19 protein-coding genes and 1 tRNA gene are annotated in these 20,591 nt (G+C 31.4%); 10 read left to right on the top strand and 10 right to left on the bottom strand.

Annotation, left to right across the window (positions count from 1 at the left end; genetic code table 11):
• Window positions 1-13 precede the first annotated feature (13 nt).
• The 6 genes from Q4Q40_RS11010 to Q4Q40_RS10985 all read right to left on the bottom strand — a co-directional run bounded on the left by Q4Q40_RS11010 (window position 14) and on the right by Q4Q40_RS10985 (window position 7,626).
• Window positions 14-646, bottom strand: coding sequence for a response regulator (locus tag Q4Q40_RS11010; RefSeq protein ID WP_303301844.1), 633 nt, complete (start codon window positions 644-646; stop codon window positions 14-16).
• A gap of 48 nt (window positions 647-694) precedes the next feature.
• Window positions 695-1,147, bottom strand: coding sequence for a retropepsin-like aspartic protease family protein (locus Q4Q40_RS11005; RefSeq protein WP_303301843.1), 453 nt, complete (start codon window positions 1,145-1,147; stop codon window positions 695-697).
• A complete protein-coding gene (locus tag Q4Q40_RS11000; protein WP_303301842.1) occupies window positions 1,116-3,716 on the bottom strand; it encodes a CHAT domain-containing protein in 2,601 nt (866 codons plus the stop codon). Before Q4Q40_RS11000 ends, Q4Q40_RS11005 begins: the two co-directional genes overlap by 32 nt.
• A 29-nt stretch (window positions 3,717-3,745) precedes the next feature.
• Window positions 3,746-5,704 (bottom strand): DUF7849 domain-containing protein, encoded by a 1,959-nt coding sequence (locus Q4Q40_RS10995; protein ID WP_303301841.1) that lies wholly within the window; start codon window positions 5,702-5,704, stop codon window positions 3,746-3,748.
• 317 nt (window positions 5,705-6,021) lie between these two features.
• Window positions 6,022-7,050, bottom strand: a complete 1,029-nt coding sequence (locus Q4Q40_RS10990; protein WP_303301840.1) for a hypothetical protein — start codon at window positions 7,048-7,050, stop codon at window positions 6,022-6,024.
• An 81-nt stretch (window positions 7,051-7,131) separates the two neighbouring features.
• Window positions 7,132-7,626 (bottom strand): hypothetical protein, encoded by a 495-nt coding sequence (locus Q4Q40_RS10985; RefSeq protein WP_303301839.1) that lies wholly within the window; start codon window positions 7,624-7,626, stop codon window positions 7,132-7,134.
• 131 nt (window positions 7,627-7,757) lie between these two features.
• Here Q4Q40_RS10985 and Q4Q40_RS10980 point away from each other — a divergent pair, with 131 nt between their 5' ends.
• The 10 genes from Q4Q40_RS10980 to Q4Q40_RS10935 all read left to right on the top strand — a co-directional run bounded on the left by Q4Q40_RS10980 (window position 7,758) and on the right by Q4Q40_RS10935 (window position 14,516).
• Window positions 7,758-8,339 carry an RNA polymerase sigma factor gene (locus Q4Q40_RS10980; RefSeq protein ID WP_303301838.1) on the top strand — a complete coding sequence of 194 codons (582 nt, stop codon included), beginning with the start codon at window positions 7,758-7,760 and terminating at the stop codon, window positions 8,337-8,339.
• Window positions 8,340-8,344: 5 nt separating this feature from the next.
• Window positions 8,345-9,076 (top strand): tetratricopeptide repeat protein, encoded by a 732-nt coding sequence (locus Q4Q40_RS10975; protein WP_303301837.1) that lies wholly within the window; start codon window positions 8,345-8,347, stop codon window positions 9,074-9,076.
• Window positions 9,077-9,177: 101 nt separating this feature from the next.
• The gene (locus tag Q4Q40_RS10970) at window positions 9,178-9,945 is read left to right on the top strand and encodes a TatD family hydrolase (RefSeq protein ID WP_303301836.1); all 768 of its coding nucleotides are present in this window, start codon (window positions 9,178-9,180) and stop codon (window positions 9,943-9,945) included.
• A 3-nt stretch (window positions 9,946-9,948) separates the two neighbouring features.
• Window positions 9,949-10,980, top strand: coding sequence for an asparaginase (locus Q4Q40_RS10965; protein ID WP_303301835.1), 1,032 nt, complete (start codon window positions 9,949-9,951; stop codon window positions 10,978-10,980).
• A gap of 76 nt (window positions 10,981-11,056) precedes the next feature.
• Window positions 11,057-11,144 (top strand) — tRNA-Ser (locus tag Q4Q40_RS10960).
• Between the two features lie 72 nt (window positions 11,145-11,216).
• Complete coding sequence (locus Q4Q40_RS10955) at window positions 11,217-11,987, top strand: MotA/TolQ/ExbB proton channel family protein (protein ID WP_303301834.1); 771 nt, start codon at window positions 11,217-11,219, stop codon at window positions 11,985-11,987.
• A 19-nt stretch (window positions 11,988-12,006) separates the two neighbouring features.
• A complete protein-coding gene (locus tag Q4Q40_RS10950; protein ID WP_303301833.1) occupies window positions 12,007-12,438 on the top strand; it encodes a hypothetical protein in 432 nt (143 codons plus the stop codon).
• A gap of 3 nt (window positions 12,439-12,441) precedes the next feature.
• Window positions 12,442-13,029 (top strand): ExbD/TolR family protein, encoded by a 588-nt coding sequence (locus Q4Q40_RS10945; protein ID WP_303301832.1) that lies wholly within the window; start codon window positions 12,442-12,444, stop codon window positions 13,027-13,029.
• A 16-nt stretch (window positions 13,030-13,045) separates the two neighbouring features.
• Entirely contained in the window at window positions 13,046-13,522 is a 477-nt protein-coding gene (locus tag Q4Q40_RS10940) for an ExbD/TolR family protein (RefSeq protein WP_303301831.1), read from the top strand.
• Window positions 13,523-13,823: 301 nt separating this feature from the next.
• Window positions 13,824-14,516, top strand: coding sequence for a porin family protein (locus Q4Q40_RS10935; RefSeq protein WP_303301830.1), 693 nt, complete (start codon window positions 13,824-13,826; stop codon window positions 14,514-14,516).
• Here Q4Q40_RS10935 and Q4Q40_RS10930 read toward each other — a convergent pair.
• The 4 genes from Q4Q40_RS10930 to Q4Q40_RS10915 form a co-directional block, all read right to left on the bottom strand.
• Window positions 14,511-15,116, bottom strand: coding sequence for a hypothetical protein (locus Q4Q40_RS10930; RefSeq protein WP_303301829.1), 606 nt, complete (start codon window positions 15,114-15,116; stop codon window positions 14,511-14,513). The genes Q4Q40_RS10935 and Q4Q40_RS10930 overlap by 6 nt on opposite strands.
• Entirely contained in the window at window positions 15,116-16,573 is a 1,458-nt protein-coding gene (gene rpoN, locus Q4Q40_RS10925; RefSeq protein ID WP_303301828.1) for an RNA polymerase factor sigma-54, read from the bottom strand. The genes Q4Q40_RS10930 and rpoN overlap by 1 nt, the downstream gene beginning before the upstream one ends.
• Before the next feature lie 68 nt (window positions 16,574-16,641).
• Window positions 16,642-18,075, bottom strand: coding sequence for an asparagine--tRNA ligase (gene asnS, locus Q4Q40_RS10920; RefSeq protein ID WP_303301827.1), 1,434 nt, complete (start codon window positions 18,073-18,075; stop codon window positions 16,642-16,644).
• A gap of 96 nt (window positions 18,076-18,171) precedes the next feature.
• On the bottom strand, window positions 18,172-20,559 hold the full coding sequence (locus Q4Q40_RS10915; protein WP_303301826.1) for an efflux RND transporter permease subunit: 2,388 nt from the start codon (window positions 20,557-20,559) through the stop codon (window positions 18,172-18,174).
• Window positions 20,560-20,591: the final 32 nt, after the last annotated feature.

Here is a 20,591-nt window from a genome sequence, read left to right as displayed (position 1 = left end):
CTTCTGCGTATTTTTATAAATATTTTTTATTTAAATTGGCCCAAATTGAAAGTGATGTAGGTTTGTTATCCAAATTTAATTTGGCAACGATATTACTTCTGTGTTTATCTACTGTGCGAACTGATATTGAAAGCTCTTTAGCAATATCATGACTCGTTTTGTTTTCAGAAATGAGTTTCACTATTTTTAGTTCAGATTTGGTTAGTAAATCTAATGCATCAGGTTTTTGTTCTAAATTACTGGAGTTTAAATAAGATGCTATTTCTTCGCTAAAGTATGGCGTGTTATCTATAACGTGTTTAATACATGTTTCAATTTCTTCAATAGCAAACTCTTTTAAAATATATCCAAAAACATTAAACTCCTTAGCTTTATCATAGAGCTCTTCTTCTTTATCAAAAGTGATAAGGATAACTTTGGTGATTAAATTATTTTTTTTACAAGCTTCTGCTATTTCTAACCCAGTTTTATGCGGCATTCTTATATCAAGAATGGCAATTTCAGGTTTTAGTTTTACTATTAGATTATATGCGGTATTTCCATCTTGGGCACTACCTATGATATTGTACCCTTTCGAAGTCAAAAAATCAGTGAGGCCTCTTAACATTAGCGGATGGTCGTCAGCAATTACTATTGAGGTATTCATTAATTAGAGGAGAATTAAAAGCTATTAATTAAAAATATTTAGATTTGTTTAAATATGTTTAAGTTTTAAATATAGATATTTCTTTTCATAATCTATAATGGCTTTCGCTTTTTTTAAGATATCAGCACCAATAATTCCGTCTACGGGCTTCGAATTATGATTTATTAAAGCTGTATTTACATGAGCGAGGTTAAATAAAACTAAAACAACTTTATTGTGTTTCCATTTTCCGATTTTCACTTTGTTTTTTTTAGACATTTTGGTCTCCATATCGGTAGCTCCTGCACCTGCAGCCTTAATAATAGAGTCTTCAGCTTTAAGGTTAAAAGTCTCAATGGCTTCAAAACCAACACAAGAACTTGATGCGCCAGTATCTAAAATAAATAATCCTTTGCGGCCATTTATAGTCGCTTTTATTTCAAAGTGGTTTGTTTTAGTAAGGTGTAATTTTACTTTAGTATATCTTTTTTCATGAAGGAATTCCTGTAGTGTTTTTTCCATAAGCCCTTTTGGTTTTCAACAATAAAAGTAATATAATAAGTAAAATAAATAAGCCGATGAGGGCATAAATTAATTTGCTGCTATTAGTTGGCTTTGTTAATTCACCATAATAAACAAATGCGCTCCAATAATAAGGAGACTTTTTTATGTTGCTAACGGCTTCATTTTTTAAATAATCTAATTTAGACTGATGGTTTGAAATATAAGCAGATTGATTGTCGCTATAATTTTTATAAAAGGATTGCATGATTTGAGACGTAGATAAATCGTTTATCTGCCATAAAGAAAATAATACGTTTTGTGCCCCAGCATATTGAAAGCCACGAGCTATACTCATAGCGCCTTCTCCTTTATATAACTTCCCAATGCCAGTTTCACAAGCGCTTAAAACGACAAGATCTGTATTTAAGTTAAGACTGTATAACTCGTTTAGAAACATGGTGTCTCCATAAAATTCGATATTTGCAGGGGTTGAAATATTGCCACTATTGGCATGGGTAGATAGATGTAAAATACTATAATTTGAACTATTCTTAATGAAGGCTCTTTTTGTTGCTTTTTCCTTTAAAAAAAGATCGGAATGCATTTCTTCTTTTATAGCGTTTGCTTCATTAATAGAATATGTTAAACTGTTTTTTGTATTTTCAAACACAGGAAAGATTCCAAGAAGATTGTTTGCTTTGTTTTTTACTTCTTTTTTTAGATAAAATGCGGTACTTGTATTGTAAACGATATGCTGTTTTTTTACAACAAATGGCATTTTTGAAAAGTTTGTTGTATTGGTTTTAGAAGTAAGCAAAGCTTCAAATGGGATAAAATTTAATATCCCATCTGGAATAATAATAGCGTTTTTGAAGGTTGCTGTTTTTGTGAGCTCCAAGATGTTATAAAGCGTAAAAGCAGCGGTTGTAAATTTGTCTATGTCATTATTTATTATGGAAGCGGCATCAAATAAATGAATAAAATCTGTGATGTGTTTTTTTGTAGAGGCATCTAAATTGATTTTGTTAAGATGCATGCCTTCATTATTAATTATAAATTGATAGATGTTTTTTTTACCATAAAAGTATTCAACCAAAACAGCATTTTCCTCCAATAGTTTATTTTGGATCTCATCAACCAAAAAAATACGGTCTTCTAATTCGGGATATTTTTTATTTATAGTTTCTTTAAGTATTTTTAATTTAATACTTATAGTATTTAGATCGGAGCTCAAAGCTGTAATTATTGATGCTTGAGATTTGCCTAATTGTTCATTTATTAAAAGGTTGGTTATTTTTTCTTGTTCTTTAAGTAGATTCGCTTCTTTAAGTAGTAAGCTATCGTTAGGGTGCTTATGTAAAAGTGTTTTTTTTATAAATCGTTCTTTTAATATCCCCGATTTATTAAGTTCTGCATATTTAAAAGCGGTGAATAAGAGTGTGTCATTTTTAGTGTTTTGGTAGGCATTAAAGATAATATCTATACATTTTTCGCTGCGAATTCTGTTTGCTGTCTGATTTGATATTTTGTTTTCTTGCGAGGTCCAATTGTTTTCTAATAATCGGGATACATAAAAACTTAGATCATAATAATTAAGTGCCAATTTAGGATCTTCTTGAAGAGTAGCGTACAGGTCGAAAATATCTATAAATGTGTTTTCGGCATATAAGTTGTTTTTATTAAGAAGATCAATAGAACTTATATTTGGCAATAACATTTTGAGAGCTAAATTAGCACTGTTTTTAGCGTCGTCTAAATGGTTTAATAGTTTATTGAGTTGAACCTCTTCTAGATAAAATTTTGCTAAATATCTAGACGATAAATGATTTTTTGCATGGAGTATCTTCTTTGCTTTGTTATGTGCAATTTGTGCCTCTTGATAATTACCTTTTTGTAATTCGATAAGATAGCTGTTATTAAGTATATTGAATTTAGAAAGAATGTGCGGATTGTTATTTGCAATTTTAGCATTATCAAATTGTTCTAAAATTACCAAACTAAATATTTTTGCGTTTAAGAATTTCTCTTTTTGTGTGGGTTTAAGTTGTTTTAGCTTTAAGGCATCGTCACAAAGTTTTATTACCGTTTTATGCTCTCCAAGGGTTTTGTAGAGTGTGATAAGATTAATTAAACCACCTATTTGATGTTTTAAGTTCTTACTCTTTTTAGCAAAATGGATGTATCGTTTTATTGTATTAACGGCATTGGTATAATCTCCTGTTTTAGTATATAAATTCCCAAGAGGTTTCAGGCAGTTTTCAATAATATCGAAATCGGAAAGTTTCGAAAGTTCATTTATCTTAAAACGATCTAAAGCATTTTCGAAAGTGCTAATGGCTTCTTTTAATTGCGAGTATTGTTCTAAATAATAGCCTTTATGACATTGTAAAAAAACAAGCGCTAATTGTTCGTTTTTGCTTTTTACCTGTTTCTTGAACGTAGATTCTTGTTCGCATAAAAGTTTAAGTGACGCATTATTCGTCTTGTTTAGAAATGTCTCGGTCGCTACATAAATGTCTTCTTCAAGGTTTTGAGCAAAACCAAATGAACTTAAAAAAAAGAATATAATGTATGCGTTTCTTACCATAAGAATGAATTGCCAAAAGAATCTTAAGGTTAGAATTTCCAAATGGCGTAGAATTGCCAATAGTTAAAATCGTTTTCAAAATTCATTATATAACGCGCACCCAAACTCGGGCCTATTCTAGCAAAACCAGCAGTAGCCTCAAACAACAATCCAGTTCTTAAATTGGTGAAAGAATTGGTTTCACTAAACGTGTTTTCTTCAGTGCCAAAAGCGAAAGCGTCTGGAAAATCTCCTTCAAATTGTTCTATTAAAACATGTTGATCTTTTTTTTCACTTAAAGAGATGGTATTTTGTATCCCTGCACCCAAACCTAAATAATTATTAATGTTATATCGAATTAAAATGGGAATATCCCAATCAATATTCTCATAAGAAACGTCCGTTGTGGTACGTTGCAAAAAACGAAATCCTTGAGCTCCTTCTTCTATAAATTCATCAACGACATTCGTTTCATTATCGTAGTTATGCAGATTATTCATTAACTCTACTTGCCAATACCATCTATAAGATTTAAAAGGAGAAAGTGTTGCGCCAAAAAAATAGCTTTCAGAATTTTTTAAACTATTAAACGAATTATAGCCAACTTTAGCACCAATGGAAATACCAGGTAAAAAACGAGTGGTTGAATAGTTAGTCATAATAGGATCGTTTTTATCAAAAATAATGGCCGTTCTACTTTTAGTTTTTTTCTTATGAAAATCTTTGGCAAATTTGATACTATATTTTACGAAGCCTTTCGTAGAATCGTATTCTTTTACGTTTTTTTGTTCACTTCCTGGGAGGTAAATATTTTTAAAGGTAAAAATGGCTTGTGTATCTGTGAATGTAGTGTCTAGGCAACTATACAACACGTCTCGTTTGGGGCATATATCACATTTAGGATACATGTCTATCACCTTTAAGGTTGATTTATCCAACATTTCTGGAATATCGGTTTCCAATCGTATGGTTCTTGCTGGACCTTCGCCATTATTTTGAAATTTAATTTTATATTTTAAGGTTTTAAAGCGAACCAATCTATAATTCATAAATGTACCGTTTGATGACATTTTGTTAGGATCATGTGAGGTAACAATTTCCATTTCCATGTCTTTTACTTTATGATTATCATAATTATCGTCTGGCACATAAATACCTCTAACCGATATAATAGCACTGGTATCTTTAACCATTTCTGGTGTGGTTTTTAAACTGAAAAAAATATGGCGTTCTTCGTTAGGTTGTATGTTATCGAATTCTAAAAGACTCCAGTCTTTATAATATGTTTTAGATTGTGCGATGGTTAAAGGGAGGTTTGTTTTTTCTGTTGAATCTTGTAATACGGCACTCGATTTAATAATATCATTATTTAAAGACGCTAAATAAGTGCCTTCGTTATCAATGTTATGCGTATATGCAAAACCATCTGTTGAAACGTCCTTTTCATTATGATGGGTTCTGGTCTCTAGCAATTCGAAATTATTGGTTTTATATTTAAGCTCGTTATAGAACAGGTATATTTTACCATTGGCAACATATTCTTTAGTGTTTTTATAACTCATTACAACCACCATTTCTTCTTCGGGGACAGGCTCGCGATTGCGTTTTAATGTAAAGTCTTCATCCATAGTGGCGAGATCCTCATAGTTGGTTGTCATGGAAGTAATGGCAATTTTTTTAGGTCTTGTTGTTGGTGGTTTACCCGTATCGTAATTATTGGTGGCCCATAGCTTTACTTCGTATTCACCTTTGTTTTTATAGACATGCTTTGGTTTTTCTTCGGTGCTATAATGCCCGTCTCCAAATTCCCAAAAATGGGTATAAAACGCTTTTGGTGCACCAGCAATTTGATTTAAAGCTGGTGTTTCTGGAGTAAAAATTATTTCATTGCCATTTGTAGTACTCTTAATAGTTGCTGTTCTAGTAAGGCTATCGTTTACAAGCAAGTGTTGCGCATAACTATATGAGCATATAAATGAGAGACAAATAAAAAGGGATAGTTTGTTCATGAAAGTTAGTTAAATAGGTTTAAATATACAAAAAGTGCATCTTTAAAATACTTTTACATGATTCTAGCTTAAGATGCTGTATGAAAATTAGATATAGTTATTATAATATTAGCAATTAATACTAATATTATGATAATAATTGCAACTAATAATTGAGTTGTTTTTTTCACAGTACTTTTATCTTTATATACATAGTACATACATTTTGTTACCCCCTTTTTTATAAAAAAACCAGAAACACAAGGTTTCTGGTTTAAAAGCAAGTTAACCATTGAAGCTAACCAATATAAGCAGGCAATTAAAATGAGTAGATATTTTTAAGGTAAACCATTAATAATGGTTGTTAATTGTGCTTCTGTAGCTATAGATGTATCGCCTTCTACAAATGTTATAATACCGTTTTCTTCAATAGTTACAGCTTTAATAGCGTATTTCCAGTCGTCACCATCTTCGGTAGCAAAAATAATATGACATTCTAATCCAATAGGGATTTGTCCGTAATGCTCACTAAATAAGCCTGTATTAGCATCATAAGTATCTAAATTGGCTAAGCCAGCATCTTCTCCATCATAAGAGATAAAAACAGAACTATTTGTGTTATCATATCCTTCAGGTACAGCAACTAGGATAGTTGTTTTTTCACGTGGGTCGTTATAAAAACGATCTACGTTAGACCATCCAAACGATTGAAAAAAACCATAGTATTGGTCTCCCTCTCCAAATATACCACCATCTTGTCCAGCATCTTCATCAACTTCAGCCCATGCAAGGTTTCCGTCTTGATCGACTCTACCTTCCCAAAGTGTCATATCATTATCTACGCCTCCTGTTAAATCTCCAGGAATTAACATTTGAAATCCGCAATTGGTCTCTAGAGCAGCGCCATTTTGAGTCGCATTCACAAAGAATTCTCCTCCAGAAATAAGCAATGCTTTATCGCCATTTGGTAAAGTTCCCATGGTTGGCTTATTTGTTGTAAGCATGCTACCTTTGTCAAAAAGTTCAACAAATTCTACATCGATAGTTCCAGTTACAGCGTCTCCATTTAAAGTTAAACAAGAACTACTAATGCTAATTTGTACACCCTTATCAGATGTTAGTGTTACATAGCCGTCATCTGTATTAAACTGAAATGTTTGCGTTAAGTTTTCAAGGGCAGCTTCTTTTAACTGATTAAAATCTTCAGCTGTTGGACGAATTAAAATATCGCCATCGTTATCGTCATTATTAGAACAGCTAGTTAATAATAAAGCTGACATAAAAATGGTTCCTAAAAAGTGTTTTAAATTTTTACTCATGTTGTTTAGATTGTTTGAGTGTGTGTGAAATTGTTTTGTAATTTTCATGATTAATTGGGTTTTAAATTGTTATTCAAGTTTATATAAACAGGGTTATTGTTTTGTTACCCTGTTTTGGTAATTATTTTTTTATTGTTGTGGTTGACTGATTATTTTTTTAGATACAATAGCATCTCCAGAGGCAACTAATTGTATCATTTTATGTGCGTATGCCTCAGTTGAAGCATATCCTTTTGCAAATCCTGTTATAGTTTCTACCTCCCAGAAATAATTTCTTTTAGAGTTGTTTTTTACTTCAGCCTTTAAAACAAAATAACTTTCAATTTTTGATGCTCTTACAATGTCTCCAGAACTTGTTAATGCAATCATTCGTTTTGCGTCTTCTACAGAAAAAGATGTTCCAGAATAAGATCTTTTATTCGTTTCTACTTTCCAGTCATAAGCTTTAAGTACGTTTTCATTTGTAATGTTCGCACTAATAGTAATTGTGTTAAGATCTGCTGTTAGGGCTGTAGCATGAGAGTTTAATATTGATAGTACTACAGTGCCAATAATTAGAATTGATTTTTTACGCACATCATTAATATTGTTTAAGTGCTCGTGAAATTTTTTTGTAATTTTCATGATCTTTAATTTTTATGGATTAATTAATTGTTCCAGTATTTTTACTGTTACACCCTTATATCAGAACCATTTAAAAATTGTTACCCTTTTATTTCAAAGTTTTTTTATTTTAGTAGCAAATACAAGGGGTAATGAGTGAAAAAAAAATACACGAAGACCAGAAATATATAGATGGATTGCTTAAAAACAATTCGTTTATTATACAAGCTATATATGATAAGTTTGTTCCTAAAGTGATTAACTATATAAAGCAGAATAGTGGAGATAGTGATAAGGCTCAAGATGTCATACAAGATACTTTGTTAACGATCTACAATCAGGCAAGCGAAAATAAATTACAGCTTACTTGTCCTTTTGATGCCTATTTCTTTTTGCTGTGTAAACGGAAATGGTTAAACGAATTAAAAAAATCTTCTAATAAAGAGGTAACAATTAGTGAAGATCTTTTATCTAAAGGTGACGATGCTCAGGAATTAGCTTTTGAAACATCTGTATTTGGAGAAAAACAAGCCTTATTTACAGAAATGTTTCAAAAATTAGGAACCGCTTGTAAAGATTTATTAACAGCTACTTTTAAAATAAAATCTATGGAAGAAGTAGCAAAAAAATTAGGTGTGACGTATGCTTATGCCAGAAAAAAGAAATCTTTATGTATTGGTAAATTAACAGAGCTGGTTCGAGAGTCACCAAAGTTTAACCAACTTAATAATTAATAGCCATGGAAGAAAATCACATATTATTCGAATCCTACTTATCTCAAGAGTTGTCTCAAGATGATATCATTACTTTTGAATCAAGATTAAAAAATGAATCAGATTTTAATCAAGCGTTTAATACGTATAAAGAATTATCGTCTTTTTTAGAACATAAATTTAAAAATGAAGCAGATTCTACCGCATTTCAGAATAATTTAAAAACCATTTCTAATACTTATTTTGAAAAACACGAAACCGCTAAAAAAGGAGTTCGTTTTAAACCTTGGCAATATGCTATGGTAGCAAGTGTTGCTTTATTAATAGGAATCTTTACATTTAATAATTTCTCTAGCCCAACTTTTAGCGATTACAATAATTATGAGACCATTAGTTTGACAGTTAGAGGAGCTCAGGATGACCTTTTGAAAGACGCTGAGAATGCTTTTAATAATAAAGATTTTGTTAAAGCAAAAGCTGTTTTTGAGAAATTATTAGTTCAAGATGATTCAAATAAAGAATTGCACTTATATAGAGGTATTGCGCTGTTAGAATTAGACGAATTTGATGAAGCCGATAGTTTGTTCAGTAAACTTTCCAAAGGATCATCTGTTTATAAAAATAAAGCAATATGGTATTTAGCTTTAAGTAAACTTAAACAGAAAGATAATGGTGCTTGTATAAAAATATTAAAAACGATACCAGAAGATGCAGATGCTTATAATGAAGCCCAAAAACTCATTCATAAATTAGAATAAAGATGGGGCTGTTAGAATGTAAACAAGACCTAATGTTTGATACAAAATAAATAAACTTGAAGAAGTCATCAATTTAATGGTGACTTTTTTATTTTTACCAAATGATTATTACAGATACGCATACCCATTTATATAGCGAAGCTTTTGATGAAGATAGGAACGAGATGATTGATCGTGCTATAGAAGAAGGGGTCTTACGGTTTTTTATTCCAGCAATAGATTCTGAGTATACAGAAGCGATGCTTCAACTTGAAAAAGATTATCCCGATAATATGTTTTTAATGATGGGCTTGCACCCCACGCATGTAAAAGACAATTATAAGGAAGAGTTAAAGCATGTAGAAAACATGCTTGGTAAACGTCCTTTTTATGCAGTAGGTGAAATTGGAATAGATTTATATTGGGATAAATCAACGTTAGGAATTCAAAAAGAAGCATTTAAATATCAAATCAGACTTGCTAAGCAATATAAGTTACCAATAGTGATACATTGTAGAGAAGCATTTGATGAGATATTTGACGTTTTAGAAACAGAAAAAAGTGATGACTTATTTGGTGTTTTTCATTGCTTTACTGGAACATTGGAACAAGCGCACCAAGCTATTTCTTATAATATGAAACTAGGCATAGGTGGTGTGGCTACTTTTAAGAATGGGAAAATTGATACGTTTTTAAATCAAATAGATCTAAAGCATATTGTTTTAGAAACAGATGCCCCTTATTTAGCTCCTGTACCATACAGAGGAAAACGAAATGAAAGTGTTTATGTCATAAAGGTATTAGAAAAATTAGTAGATATATATGGTGTACCTTTAGAAGCTATAGCAGCAATAACCACTCAAAATTCTAAAGATATCTTTAAAGTTTAAAATATGAGCGATATAAAACCAAAGATATTACTAATATATACTGGGGGAACTATTGGTATGGTTAAAGACTTTAATACAGGATCGCTTCGTGCATTCGATTTTAAAACGCTTTTAGAAAAAATTCCAGAATTACAACTTTTAGATTGTAATATAGATACCGTATCATTTAAAGAGCCTATAGATTCAAGTAATATGAATTCAAAATATTGGATTCAAATTGCCGAAATAATAGAAGATAACTATAAAGCATTTGATGGTTTTGTGGTTTTACACGGAAGTGATACCATGAGTTATACAGCTTCAGCATTGAGTTTTATGCTAGAAAATTTAGCAAAGCCAGTCATATTTACAGGCTCTCAGTTGCCAATTGGAGATTTAAGAACCGATGCAAAGGAAAATTTAATTACATCTATACAGGTAGCTTCGTTACAAAGTGAAGGCAAGCCTATAATTAAGGAAGTGTGTTTGTACTTTGAATACAAACTATACAGAGCTAATAGAACTACAAAAATAAATGCAGAACACTTTGAGGCTTTTGCATCTTTAAACTATCCTGATTTAGCAGAGTCTGGTGTGCATCTAAAAGTTAATAAAGAATATTTGTTTAAGCCTGATTTAACGAAGGGGCTAACAGTTCATAAAAAATTAGATGATAATATTGCGCTAATAAAACTTTTTCCTGGAATTAGAGAAGACGTATTGCAAAGTATTTTTAATACCTCAAATTTAAAGGCGGTTATTCTTGAAACCTACGGAGCGGGGAACTGTACCACAGAAAAATGGTTTATTGATATGCTAAAAGAGAATATTTTAAAAGGCATACATATTATAAATATTACACAATGTTCTGGAGGAAGTGTTATGATGGGGCATTATGAGACGAGTAATGAGCTAAAAAATATAGGCGTTATTTCAGGAAAAGACATCACAACCGAAGCAGCAATAAGTAAATTAATGTATCTGTTGGGACAAAATATGTCCAGAAAATACCTCAAAAACATCTATGAAACATCCTTAAGAGGCGAAATGTCTTAAAATTAACTCATAAAGTTTTAACGTTTAAAGTTTTTTTTGTTATTTGAGCCCTCGTAATTAAAGAATGATAAAATAAAGAGAGGTGGCCGAGTGGTCGAAGGCGCACGCCTGGAAAGTGTGTATACGTCAAAAGCGTATCGAGGGTTCGAATCCCTTTCTCTCTGCTGTTATTTTATCTTTAATTGCTTTTTTTTTAATATCTTTAACACTTTAACTAATATTTTAAGATCTAGAACATGAAAAGATTATTTTCTCTCCTTGCCATAACAGGAATGATGGCATTCGGAACAACTAATGCAACAACAATTGCAAACACAACTGCAGCCGTAACAACGACAATACAAGAAGATGCGACAGAGGCTGTTGCTGATGAAGACCTTGGGTTTCATCAAGAATTGAAAAAACGTTTTATTGAAGGTGGTGCAGGCTTTATGGGTATCGTATTACTATGTTTAATTCTTGGATTAGCAATTGCTATAGAAAGAATTATCTTTTTAAACCTCTCAACTACAAATACAAAAAAATTAACACAGAGTGTTGAAGATGCTTTATCTTCAGGTGGTGTTGAAGCAGCAAAAGAAGTATGTAGAAACACTAAAGGACCAATCGCGTCTATTTATTATCAAGGACTTGATAGAACAGATGAAGGTATAGAAGCGGCCGAAAAAGCTGTTGTAGCTTATGGTGGTGTTCAAATGGGACAATTAGAAAAAAATGTATCTTGGATTTCATTATTTATCGCTTTGGCACCAATGCTTGGTTTCATGGGTACGGTAATAGGTATGATTCAAGCATTTGATAAAATTGAAGCTGCTGGTGATATGCAACCATCGCTTGTTGCTGGTGGTATTAAAGTAGCACTTTTAACAACCGTATTTGGTTTGGTAGTAGCTATTATACTTCAAATTTTTTACAATTATATTATTGCTAAAATTGATAGTATTGTTAACGATATGGAAGATGCTTCTATTACGTTAATGGATCTATTAATTAGAAATAAAAAGTAATAATTAAATATAAAGAATTATGAATTTACATAAAATTTTAAAAATAATAGCTTTTGCACTTGCTATTATTGGCGCGATTTTTGCGCTAATGATAATATCGGGTGACGATGAATCTGCTCTAAGTATGAGTGGAAACATGCTATATATTGCATATGCTGTACTTGGATTAGTATTAGCAATGGTTTTAATATTTGTTATTAAAGGACTATTTGCAGGAAATATAAAGAAGACATTGATGACTGTAGGAGCGTTTTTAGCCATTATAGTTATTTCTTATACTATGTCATCTGGTACAGATTTAGATTTAACACCTTTTATAAACAAAGGATTAGATGTTACTGAAGCTACTTCAAAACAAGTAGGTGCTGGATTATACGCATTTTATGTATTAGCTTTTTTAGCTATAGCATCTATGTTATTTTCAGGAGTTAAAAAAATATTTAATAAATAAATTATGGCGAAAAGAGCAGCACCAGAAGTAAATGCAGGCTCCATGGCCGACATTGCGTTCTTACTATTAATATTTTTCTTAGTAACAACTACTATCGAAACAGATTCTGGGATTAATCGAAAACTTCCTCCTATAGAAGAGTCTGAAGAAGATGTTGTTATCAAGAAAAAAAACATTTTTACTGTTATGTTAAATGGTAACGATCAACTGATGGTAGAAGATGAGTTAATGGAGATTGGAGATTTAAGAAAAGCAGCCATTGAATTTTTAGATAATGGTGGCGATAAGTCGTGTGATTACTGTAAAGGAAAAAAAGATGAAGCATCTTCAGATAATCCAGACAAAGCGATTATCTCTTTAAAGAATGAACGTGAAACAACTTATAAGATTTATATAGCTGTTCAAAATGAATTGGTAGCAGCTTATAATGAATTAAGAGATAGAAGAGCTCAAGAGCAATTTGGATTGTCTTTTGCTGAAATGGAAGCAAATTATGAAGATGTAAATTGGCCTGGGAATAAGGAGAAGTTAAAAGCTAGGATCGATCAAATAAAAATTGATTACCCTCAAAAACTTTCGGAAGTACAATAATTTAACATTTATAAATATGTCTAAATTTAAAAAGAAAAAGAGTGGCGATTTGCCAGCGGTTAATACAGCATCATTACCAGATATTGTATTTATGTTATTATTCTTTTTTATGGTAGCCACAACAATGAGGGAAACTACTTTAAAGATTGAAAATAACTTACCATTTGCAGATCAGGTAGAAAAGTTAGATAAAAAAGGTTTGGTAATGTATATATATGCAGGTAAGCCAAGTGCTAATTATACTAAGTTTGGGACAGAAGCTAGAATACAGCTTAATGATGATTTTGCAAGTGTAAATGACATTGCTGCTTTTATTGCTGCAGAGCGAGCTGATAAACGTGAAGAATTAATACCATTTTTAACTACTGCTTTAAAAGTAGATAGTGATGCTAATATGGGATTAATCGGAGACATTAAGCAGGAGTTAAGAAAAGTAAATGCGCTTAAAATTAACTACACTACTAAAAAAGGTACTGTGCTAGGAAGAAATTAGTTTTATACTTTTGATATTATATATAAAAGGCGTTTTGATAATTCAAAACGCCTTTTAATTTTTAATTGAAAAGAATTCTCTAAGCTCTGACTTTGGGTTTTTGCTGAAATTGTCATTCCGTGAACCTGTAAAGGAACGGGAATCTAAATACAGAATTTTGGTTTTTGACCTTTTTAGGTCAAAATGAAGCCAGCGAAATATGGCTATGGCTTTGCATCGAAGATAGTTGGTTTCAAGAAATTCTTTATTACTTAGACAATTTTAATTATAATTGCATGTTAGTAAAATAATACTGTTATTAATGAAACATCCATCCGTTATCATATTTTTTTTATTGAGTTATGTGTGTTGTTTTGCTCAAGAGCATACTAATAAAGAAGTTGATTCTCTTTACAAAGAAGACCAATTTTATGCAGGCATAACGTATAATTTGCTAGGCAAAATACCAGAAGATGTTTCGCAAAGTGGATTTTCTTTGGGCTTTCATTTAGGCTTTATTAAGGATATGCCTATTAATAAAAACAGAAACGTTGCTATAGGTTTAGGCCTTGGATTTTCTGCCAATTCATACAATCAAAACTTGCTCATCAATAAAGATGATTTAGGTAATACGACCTATACTGTTATAGAGGATACGGGCACATATACAAAAAACAAATTCTCTAGCCATTTAATAGAACTTCCGATTGAGTTTAGATGGCGTACATCAACTGCAACAGATTATAACTTTTGGCGCATTTATACGGGTTTTAAACTAGGTTATGTACTTACGCATAGAACCAAGTACATAGGTGATTTAGGAAAGATTAGATATAGTAATATTGAGGATTTTAATAATTTTCAATACGGATTAACACTTAGTGCTGGCTATAATACGTGGAATTTATTTTTGTATTATGCCTTGAATCCTATTTTTTCTAGCGATGCTAGATTAAACGGAAGTGAAATTGATATGAATGCTGTGAAAATAGGATTGATATTTTATATCCTATAGCCAATAGGGTACTAAAATTAACTGTGGAATTACTCCAATAAACATGCCCATAATAAGTTCTTTATAAGTATGAGCGTTTAAGAGTAGTCTAGATGTTGCAACTGCACCGATTATTATTACCATTAAAGCTAGTGTATTATTAATGTTAATACTAAAATGGATACTTAAGATAGCCATAAACATAAATAGTCCAGAAATAGAGATCATATGTATGCTTGCTTTAAACTTAAAAATGGCTAAGATTAGGCATACCATGGTAGAAATTAGTATGCCAACAAAGAAAAAATAGAGCTCTATAGTTTGAGAAGGCGTTATAATACGTTGTAATATTATTATAACAACAAAGCAGTTTAGTATTAGAGGAATAATACGTTCGTTTGTAGTTTGTAGGTAAATTGATTTGACCTTGCCCAATGTTTTTAATAAAAAATAAAGGAGAATAGGTAATATAACTGTTAGTATAAAAAGGGATACTAACTTAGCCTTCACCATTTCTTCTGGTATAAATCGTGGTGATTTAAAAAAATAGAAAATAACACCTAGTATAGGTATTAATAATGGATGAAAAATGTATGAGATACTTTTTAGTATTTTATCCATTATATTTTTTTACGTAATCGAGCCACTGGAATATCTAATTGTTCTCTGTATTTTGCAACTGTACGACGTGCGATAGGATATCCTTTTTCTTTTAAGATAGCTGCTAATGTTTCGTCGGTTAAAGGTTTCTTCTTGTTTTCTTCTTCTATTACAGTTTCTAAAATTTTCTTTATTTCTCTTGTAGATACATCTTCTCCTTGGTCATTTTTCATAGATTCAGAAAAGAACTCTTTAATTAACTTAGTACCGTAAGGCGTATCTACATACTTACTATTTGCAACCCTTGAGACTGTTGAAACATCCATAGAAATTTCATCGGCAATGTCTTTTAGAATCATCGGCTTTAAATTGCGCTCATCGCCTGTTAAAAAGTATTCTTTTTGATAATGCATAATAGCACTCATTGTAATGAATAAAGTTTGTTGACGCTGTTTTATAGCCTCAATAAACCACTTTGCAGCATCTAATTTTTGTTTGATGAAAATAACAGCATCTTTTTGCGATCTAGATTTGTCTTTGGTGTCTTTATAGCCTTTAAGCATGTTGTTGTACTCTCTTGATACATGAAGTTCTGGAGCATTTCTTCCGTTAAGTGTTAACTCTAGTTCTCCATCAACAATTTTAATAGCAAAATCGGGTACGACGTGTTCTACAATTCTATTATTTCCAGCATAAGAACCTCCTGGTTTTGGGTTTAAATGTTCTATTTCCGAAATGGCACCTTTCAATTGTGCCTCGGATATATCAAACTTTTGAATTAATTTCTTATAATGCTTTTTTGTAAATTGATCGAAAGCATTGTCAATTATTTTAATTGCTAATTCACAATGTTGAGTTTTCTCTTTTCTATGTAATTGAATGCTTAAACACTCTTGTAAGTTTCTTGCTCCGACTCCAGCTGGATCTAATTGATGTACAATTCTTAAAACATGTTCAATTTTCTCTTCGGTGGTATAAACGTTTTGAGTAAAAGCCAAATCGTCCATAGTATCACTTAACTCTCTACGTATATAGCCGCTTTCATCAACACTGCCTACTAAAAATTCCGCGATCTCCCGTTCTTCTTCATCAAGGCGGTAGGTGTTTAATTGATTTATTAAATGTTGCGTGAATGAGGTTCCTGCAGCATAGGGTATCGTCTTTTCATCATCATCACTACTATAATTATTTACTTGTGTACGGTAATCTGGAACTTCATCATCACTTAAATATTCATCAACATTAATATCATCAGCATTTATAGATTCAGTGTCACCAAAGTCATCAGTATTATCGAATTCAGAATCATATTCGTCTGTATTATCATCTTTACCACCCTCAAGCGCTGGATTTTCTTCCAGTTCTTGTTTTAAACGTTGTTCAAAAGCTTGTGTAGGCAGCTGTATCAACTTCATTAGTTGAATTTGCTGCGGTGATAGTTTTTGTGATAATTTAAATTGTAAATACTGCTTAAGCATATTGTGATTTGGTTTAAGATAAAAGTAAAAAAAACTTTTACCTGTAAATAGCTAAAGAACGATTTTTTTTAAAATTCTGCATTTTGAGGTGTTCTTGGGAACGGAATAACATCTCTAATATTACTCATTCCTGTTGCAAACATAACTAAACGTTCAAAACCTAAGCCAAAACCAGAATGTACAGCTGTACCAAATTTTCGCAAATCTAAATACCACCAAAGGTCTTCTTCTGGAATATTTATGGCTGCCATTTTTTGTTTTAATACATCCAATCGTTCTTCCCGTTGTGCACCTCCAACAATTTCGCCTATACCAGGGAATAGAATATCCATAGCGCGAACCGTTTTTCCGTCTTCATTTAAACGCATATAGAAAGCTTTAATATTTGCTGGATAATCAAATAAGATTACTGGACATTTAAAATGTTTTTCTACAAGAAAACGTTCATGCTCGCTTTGCAAATCTGTTCCCCATTCGTTAATTAAATACTTGAATTTCTTTTTCTTATTAGGTTTGCAATTGCGTAAAATATCAATAGCTTCTGTATAACTAACGCGTTTAAAATGATTATCGGTAACAAAGTTTAACTTTTCTATTAAAGTCATTTCGTTTCTTTCGGCCTGAGGCTTTGTTTTATCCTCGTCTTGTAAGCGCTTATCTAGAAATTCTAGATCCTCACGATTATTTTCTAAAACGTATTTTATAACAGACTTCATAAAACCTTCAGCTAAATCCATATTGCCAGCTAAATCCATAAAAGCAACTTCTGGCTCAATCATCCAAAACTCAGCTAAGTGACGTGATGTATTTGAGTTTTCCGCTCTAAAAGTAGGGCCAAAAGTATAGACTTTACCTAAGGACATCGCATAGGTTTCTGCTTCAAGCTGACCAGAAACCGTTAAATTGGTTTCTTTTCCGAAGAAATCTTTTGAATAATCTATACTCCCTTCATTAGTTAAAGGTGGATTTTTAGCGTCTAGATTAGAAACTTTAAACATTTCTCCTGCTCCTTCAGCATCACTTCCTGTTATAATAGGGGTGTGCATGTAGTAAAAACCATTCTCGTTAAAATATTTATGTATAGCAAACGACAATGCCGAGCGTAAACGCATAACGGCACTAAATGTATTTGTACGCGTGCGTAAATGTGCGTTTTCTCGTAAAAACTCAAACGAATGCTTTTTGGGTTGAATAGGGTAGGTTTCTGGATCTGAATCTCCTAAAATAGAAATATCACTTACTTGTATTTCAACTTTTTGCCCTTTGCCTTGGCTTTCAACTAACGTGCCTTTAACATGTACTGCGGCTCCTGTTGTAACACGTTTTAAAAGATTTTCATCGAAACTTTCAAAATCAACAACACATTGGATATTATTTAGTGAAGAACCATCATTTAAAGCAATAAAACGATTTGCTCTAAAGGTTCTAACCCAACCTTTAATTTCTACTTCTGGAAAAACAATATCTTGAGATAATAATTCTGAGATAGTTCGTGATTTCATATGTCTGTCTTAAAATTTATAATGTAAATATAAAAAAGCCAATTGGCTTTCTAGCATCAAAATATTTAAAAAACGAAATCAGTTTTACATTAGGATTTACTCCTTTTCGTCTTCTTCGGGAATAATATTAATAGCGGGTTCTCTAAGTACTTCTTTATTAGCAATACTACGCTCTAGTGATAGTAATAAAGAAGGTAATAACAGTAAATTTGATAACATGGCAAATAGTAAAGTGGCAGACACTAAAGCTCCTAAGGCTACTGTGCCACCAAAACTTGAAATAGTAAATACCGAAAACCCAAAGAATAATACGATGGATGTATAAAACATACTGACGCCAGTTTCTCGTAAAGCTCCATAAACAGAGACTTTTATTTTCCAATGGTTTGCTTGAAGTTCTTGACGGTATTTTGCTAAAAAGTGAATGGTATCATCTACAGATATCCCAAAAGCAATACTAAACACTAATATTGTTGAAGGTTTTATAGGAACTCCTAAATAGCCCATTAAACCTGCTGTTACTAATAATGGTAATAAATTTGGTATGAGTGATACTATGATCATTTTTCCAGATCTAAACATATATGCCATAAATAACGATATTAAAAAGATGGCAAGCGATAATGATATAGCTAGATTCTTAACAAGGTATTTGGTGCCTTTTTGAAAGACTAAAGCTTTACCTGTCATGGTAATCTCATATTTTTCTTTAGGAAAAACTTTATCTATCTTAGTTTGAAGGTCTTCTTCGATGCGTTCTATTTTATCGGTTCCAACATCTTTCATAAATGTTGTAATACGGGCATATTGACCAGTACTGTCAACAAAATTCTTAAGTAAGTCTACATTTGAAGACGAATTTTTAGCATACGATAGAATGAAACTATTTTCTTGTGATGTTGGTAATTGATAGAATTTAGTATTACCGTTATAATAAGCCTGTTTAGAGTATTTAACTAAACCTACTACAGAGATTGGCTTGGATAGTTCTGGAATTTCAATAATTAGATCTTCTAATTGATCCATACGTTTTAAAGTAGAAAGTTTCATAACCCCTTTTTTACGTTTGGAGTCAATCATAATTTCTAAAGGCATAATGCCATTAAACTCTTCCTCAAAAAAACGGATGTCTTTAAAAAACTCAGTATTCTTAGGCATGTCTTCTATCAGACTACCAGAAATTTTTATTTGGTAAATACCAATAATGCTTACTATTAATAAAACCAAAGAAGTGCAGTAAATGGCAATACGTTTTTGTCTTACCATATGTTCCATCCAATTTACAAAACCACCTATCCAACGCTTATTTAAATGCTCTAAGTGCCTTTCTTTTGGATAAGGTAAAAAAGTGTAAATAATTGGAATGATAAGTAAACACAGAATAAAAATTGCTAGAATGCTTAATGATGCTACGATACCAAACTCTTTTAAAAGCTTGCTCTCTGTTAAAATGAATGTTGCAAACCCAGAAGCGGTTGTTACATTAGTCATTAAAGTGGCATTACCAATCTTAGTAATAACACGTTGCAACGATTTTACTTTGTTACCGTGTAATTTTACTTCGTGTTGGTATTTATTAATTAAAAAAATGCAGTTAGGGATCCCTATAACAATGATTAGCGGTGGGATAAGGGCGGTTAAAACGGTTATTTCGTAGTTTAATAAACCAAGAATTCCTAGAGTCCACATCACGCCAACACATACTACTATAAGTGAAATTATAGTAGCTCTAAACGATCTGAAAAATAAAAAGAAAATAAGAGATGTGACTAATAGCGCAGCGCCTATAAATAAACTAATTTCATCAACAATGTTTTGCGAATTTAAAGTTCTAATATAAGGCATCCCAGATATTCTAACATCTAGGTCATAAGATTTTTGAAAGGCATCTATACTCGGTATTAAAACATTAACTACAAAGTCTTTTCTAATAGAAGTATTTACAATATCCTTTTTTATATAAAGTGCTGTACGAATCGTTTTTGTTTCCTTATTAAACAAAAAGTTATCATAGAATGGGTATTTTTCAAAAAGCTCTTGTTGGAGCGTTTCAATCTGTGCAACAGAAGAAATAGAATCTTTTATAAAAGGTTCTAAATTAAATTTTTCATTTTTAGAATCTTTTATAAGCTTTTGAAGATCTTTAATAGAAATAACTGTTTCAATTTCATTATATTTTTTAAAGCTTTCCGAAAGTTTATTCCAGGCATTTAACTTCTCAACAGTAAAGAGTGTACTATCTTTTAAACCTAGTACAATAAGATTCCCTTCTTCTCCAAAGGTTTTTAAAAAGTTATTGTAAGTTATATTTACCTCATGCTCATCTGGTAACAAATTTGCCTCAGTATAAGTGAAACGCATGTTTTCCCACTTTGTACTAAAGAATATAGTAACTAATATAATACCAATAAGAATAATAATTTTATTACGCAAAATGAGTCTTGCAATAATATCCCAAAAACCTGTACTAAATAATTTAAACATGCTATATATAAAAGAAGCGCAAAGGTAGAAAA

The sequence above is a fragment of the Flavivirga jejuensis genome, assembly GCF_030540765.1.
In the GTDB taxonomy this organism is placed as follows: domain Bacteria; phylum Bacteroidota; class Bacteroidia; order Flavobacteriales; family Flavobacteriaceae; genus Flavivirga; species Flavivirga jejuensis.
The sequence above is the reverse complement of the archived record's forward strand: the minus strand, read 5'-3'. Positions and strand labels throughout refer to the sequence as shown.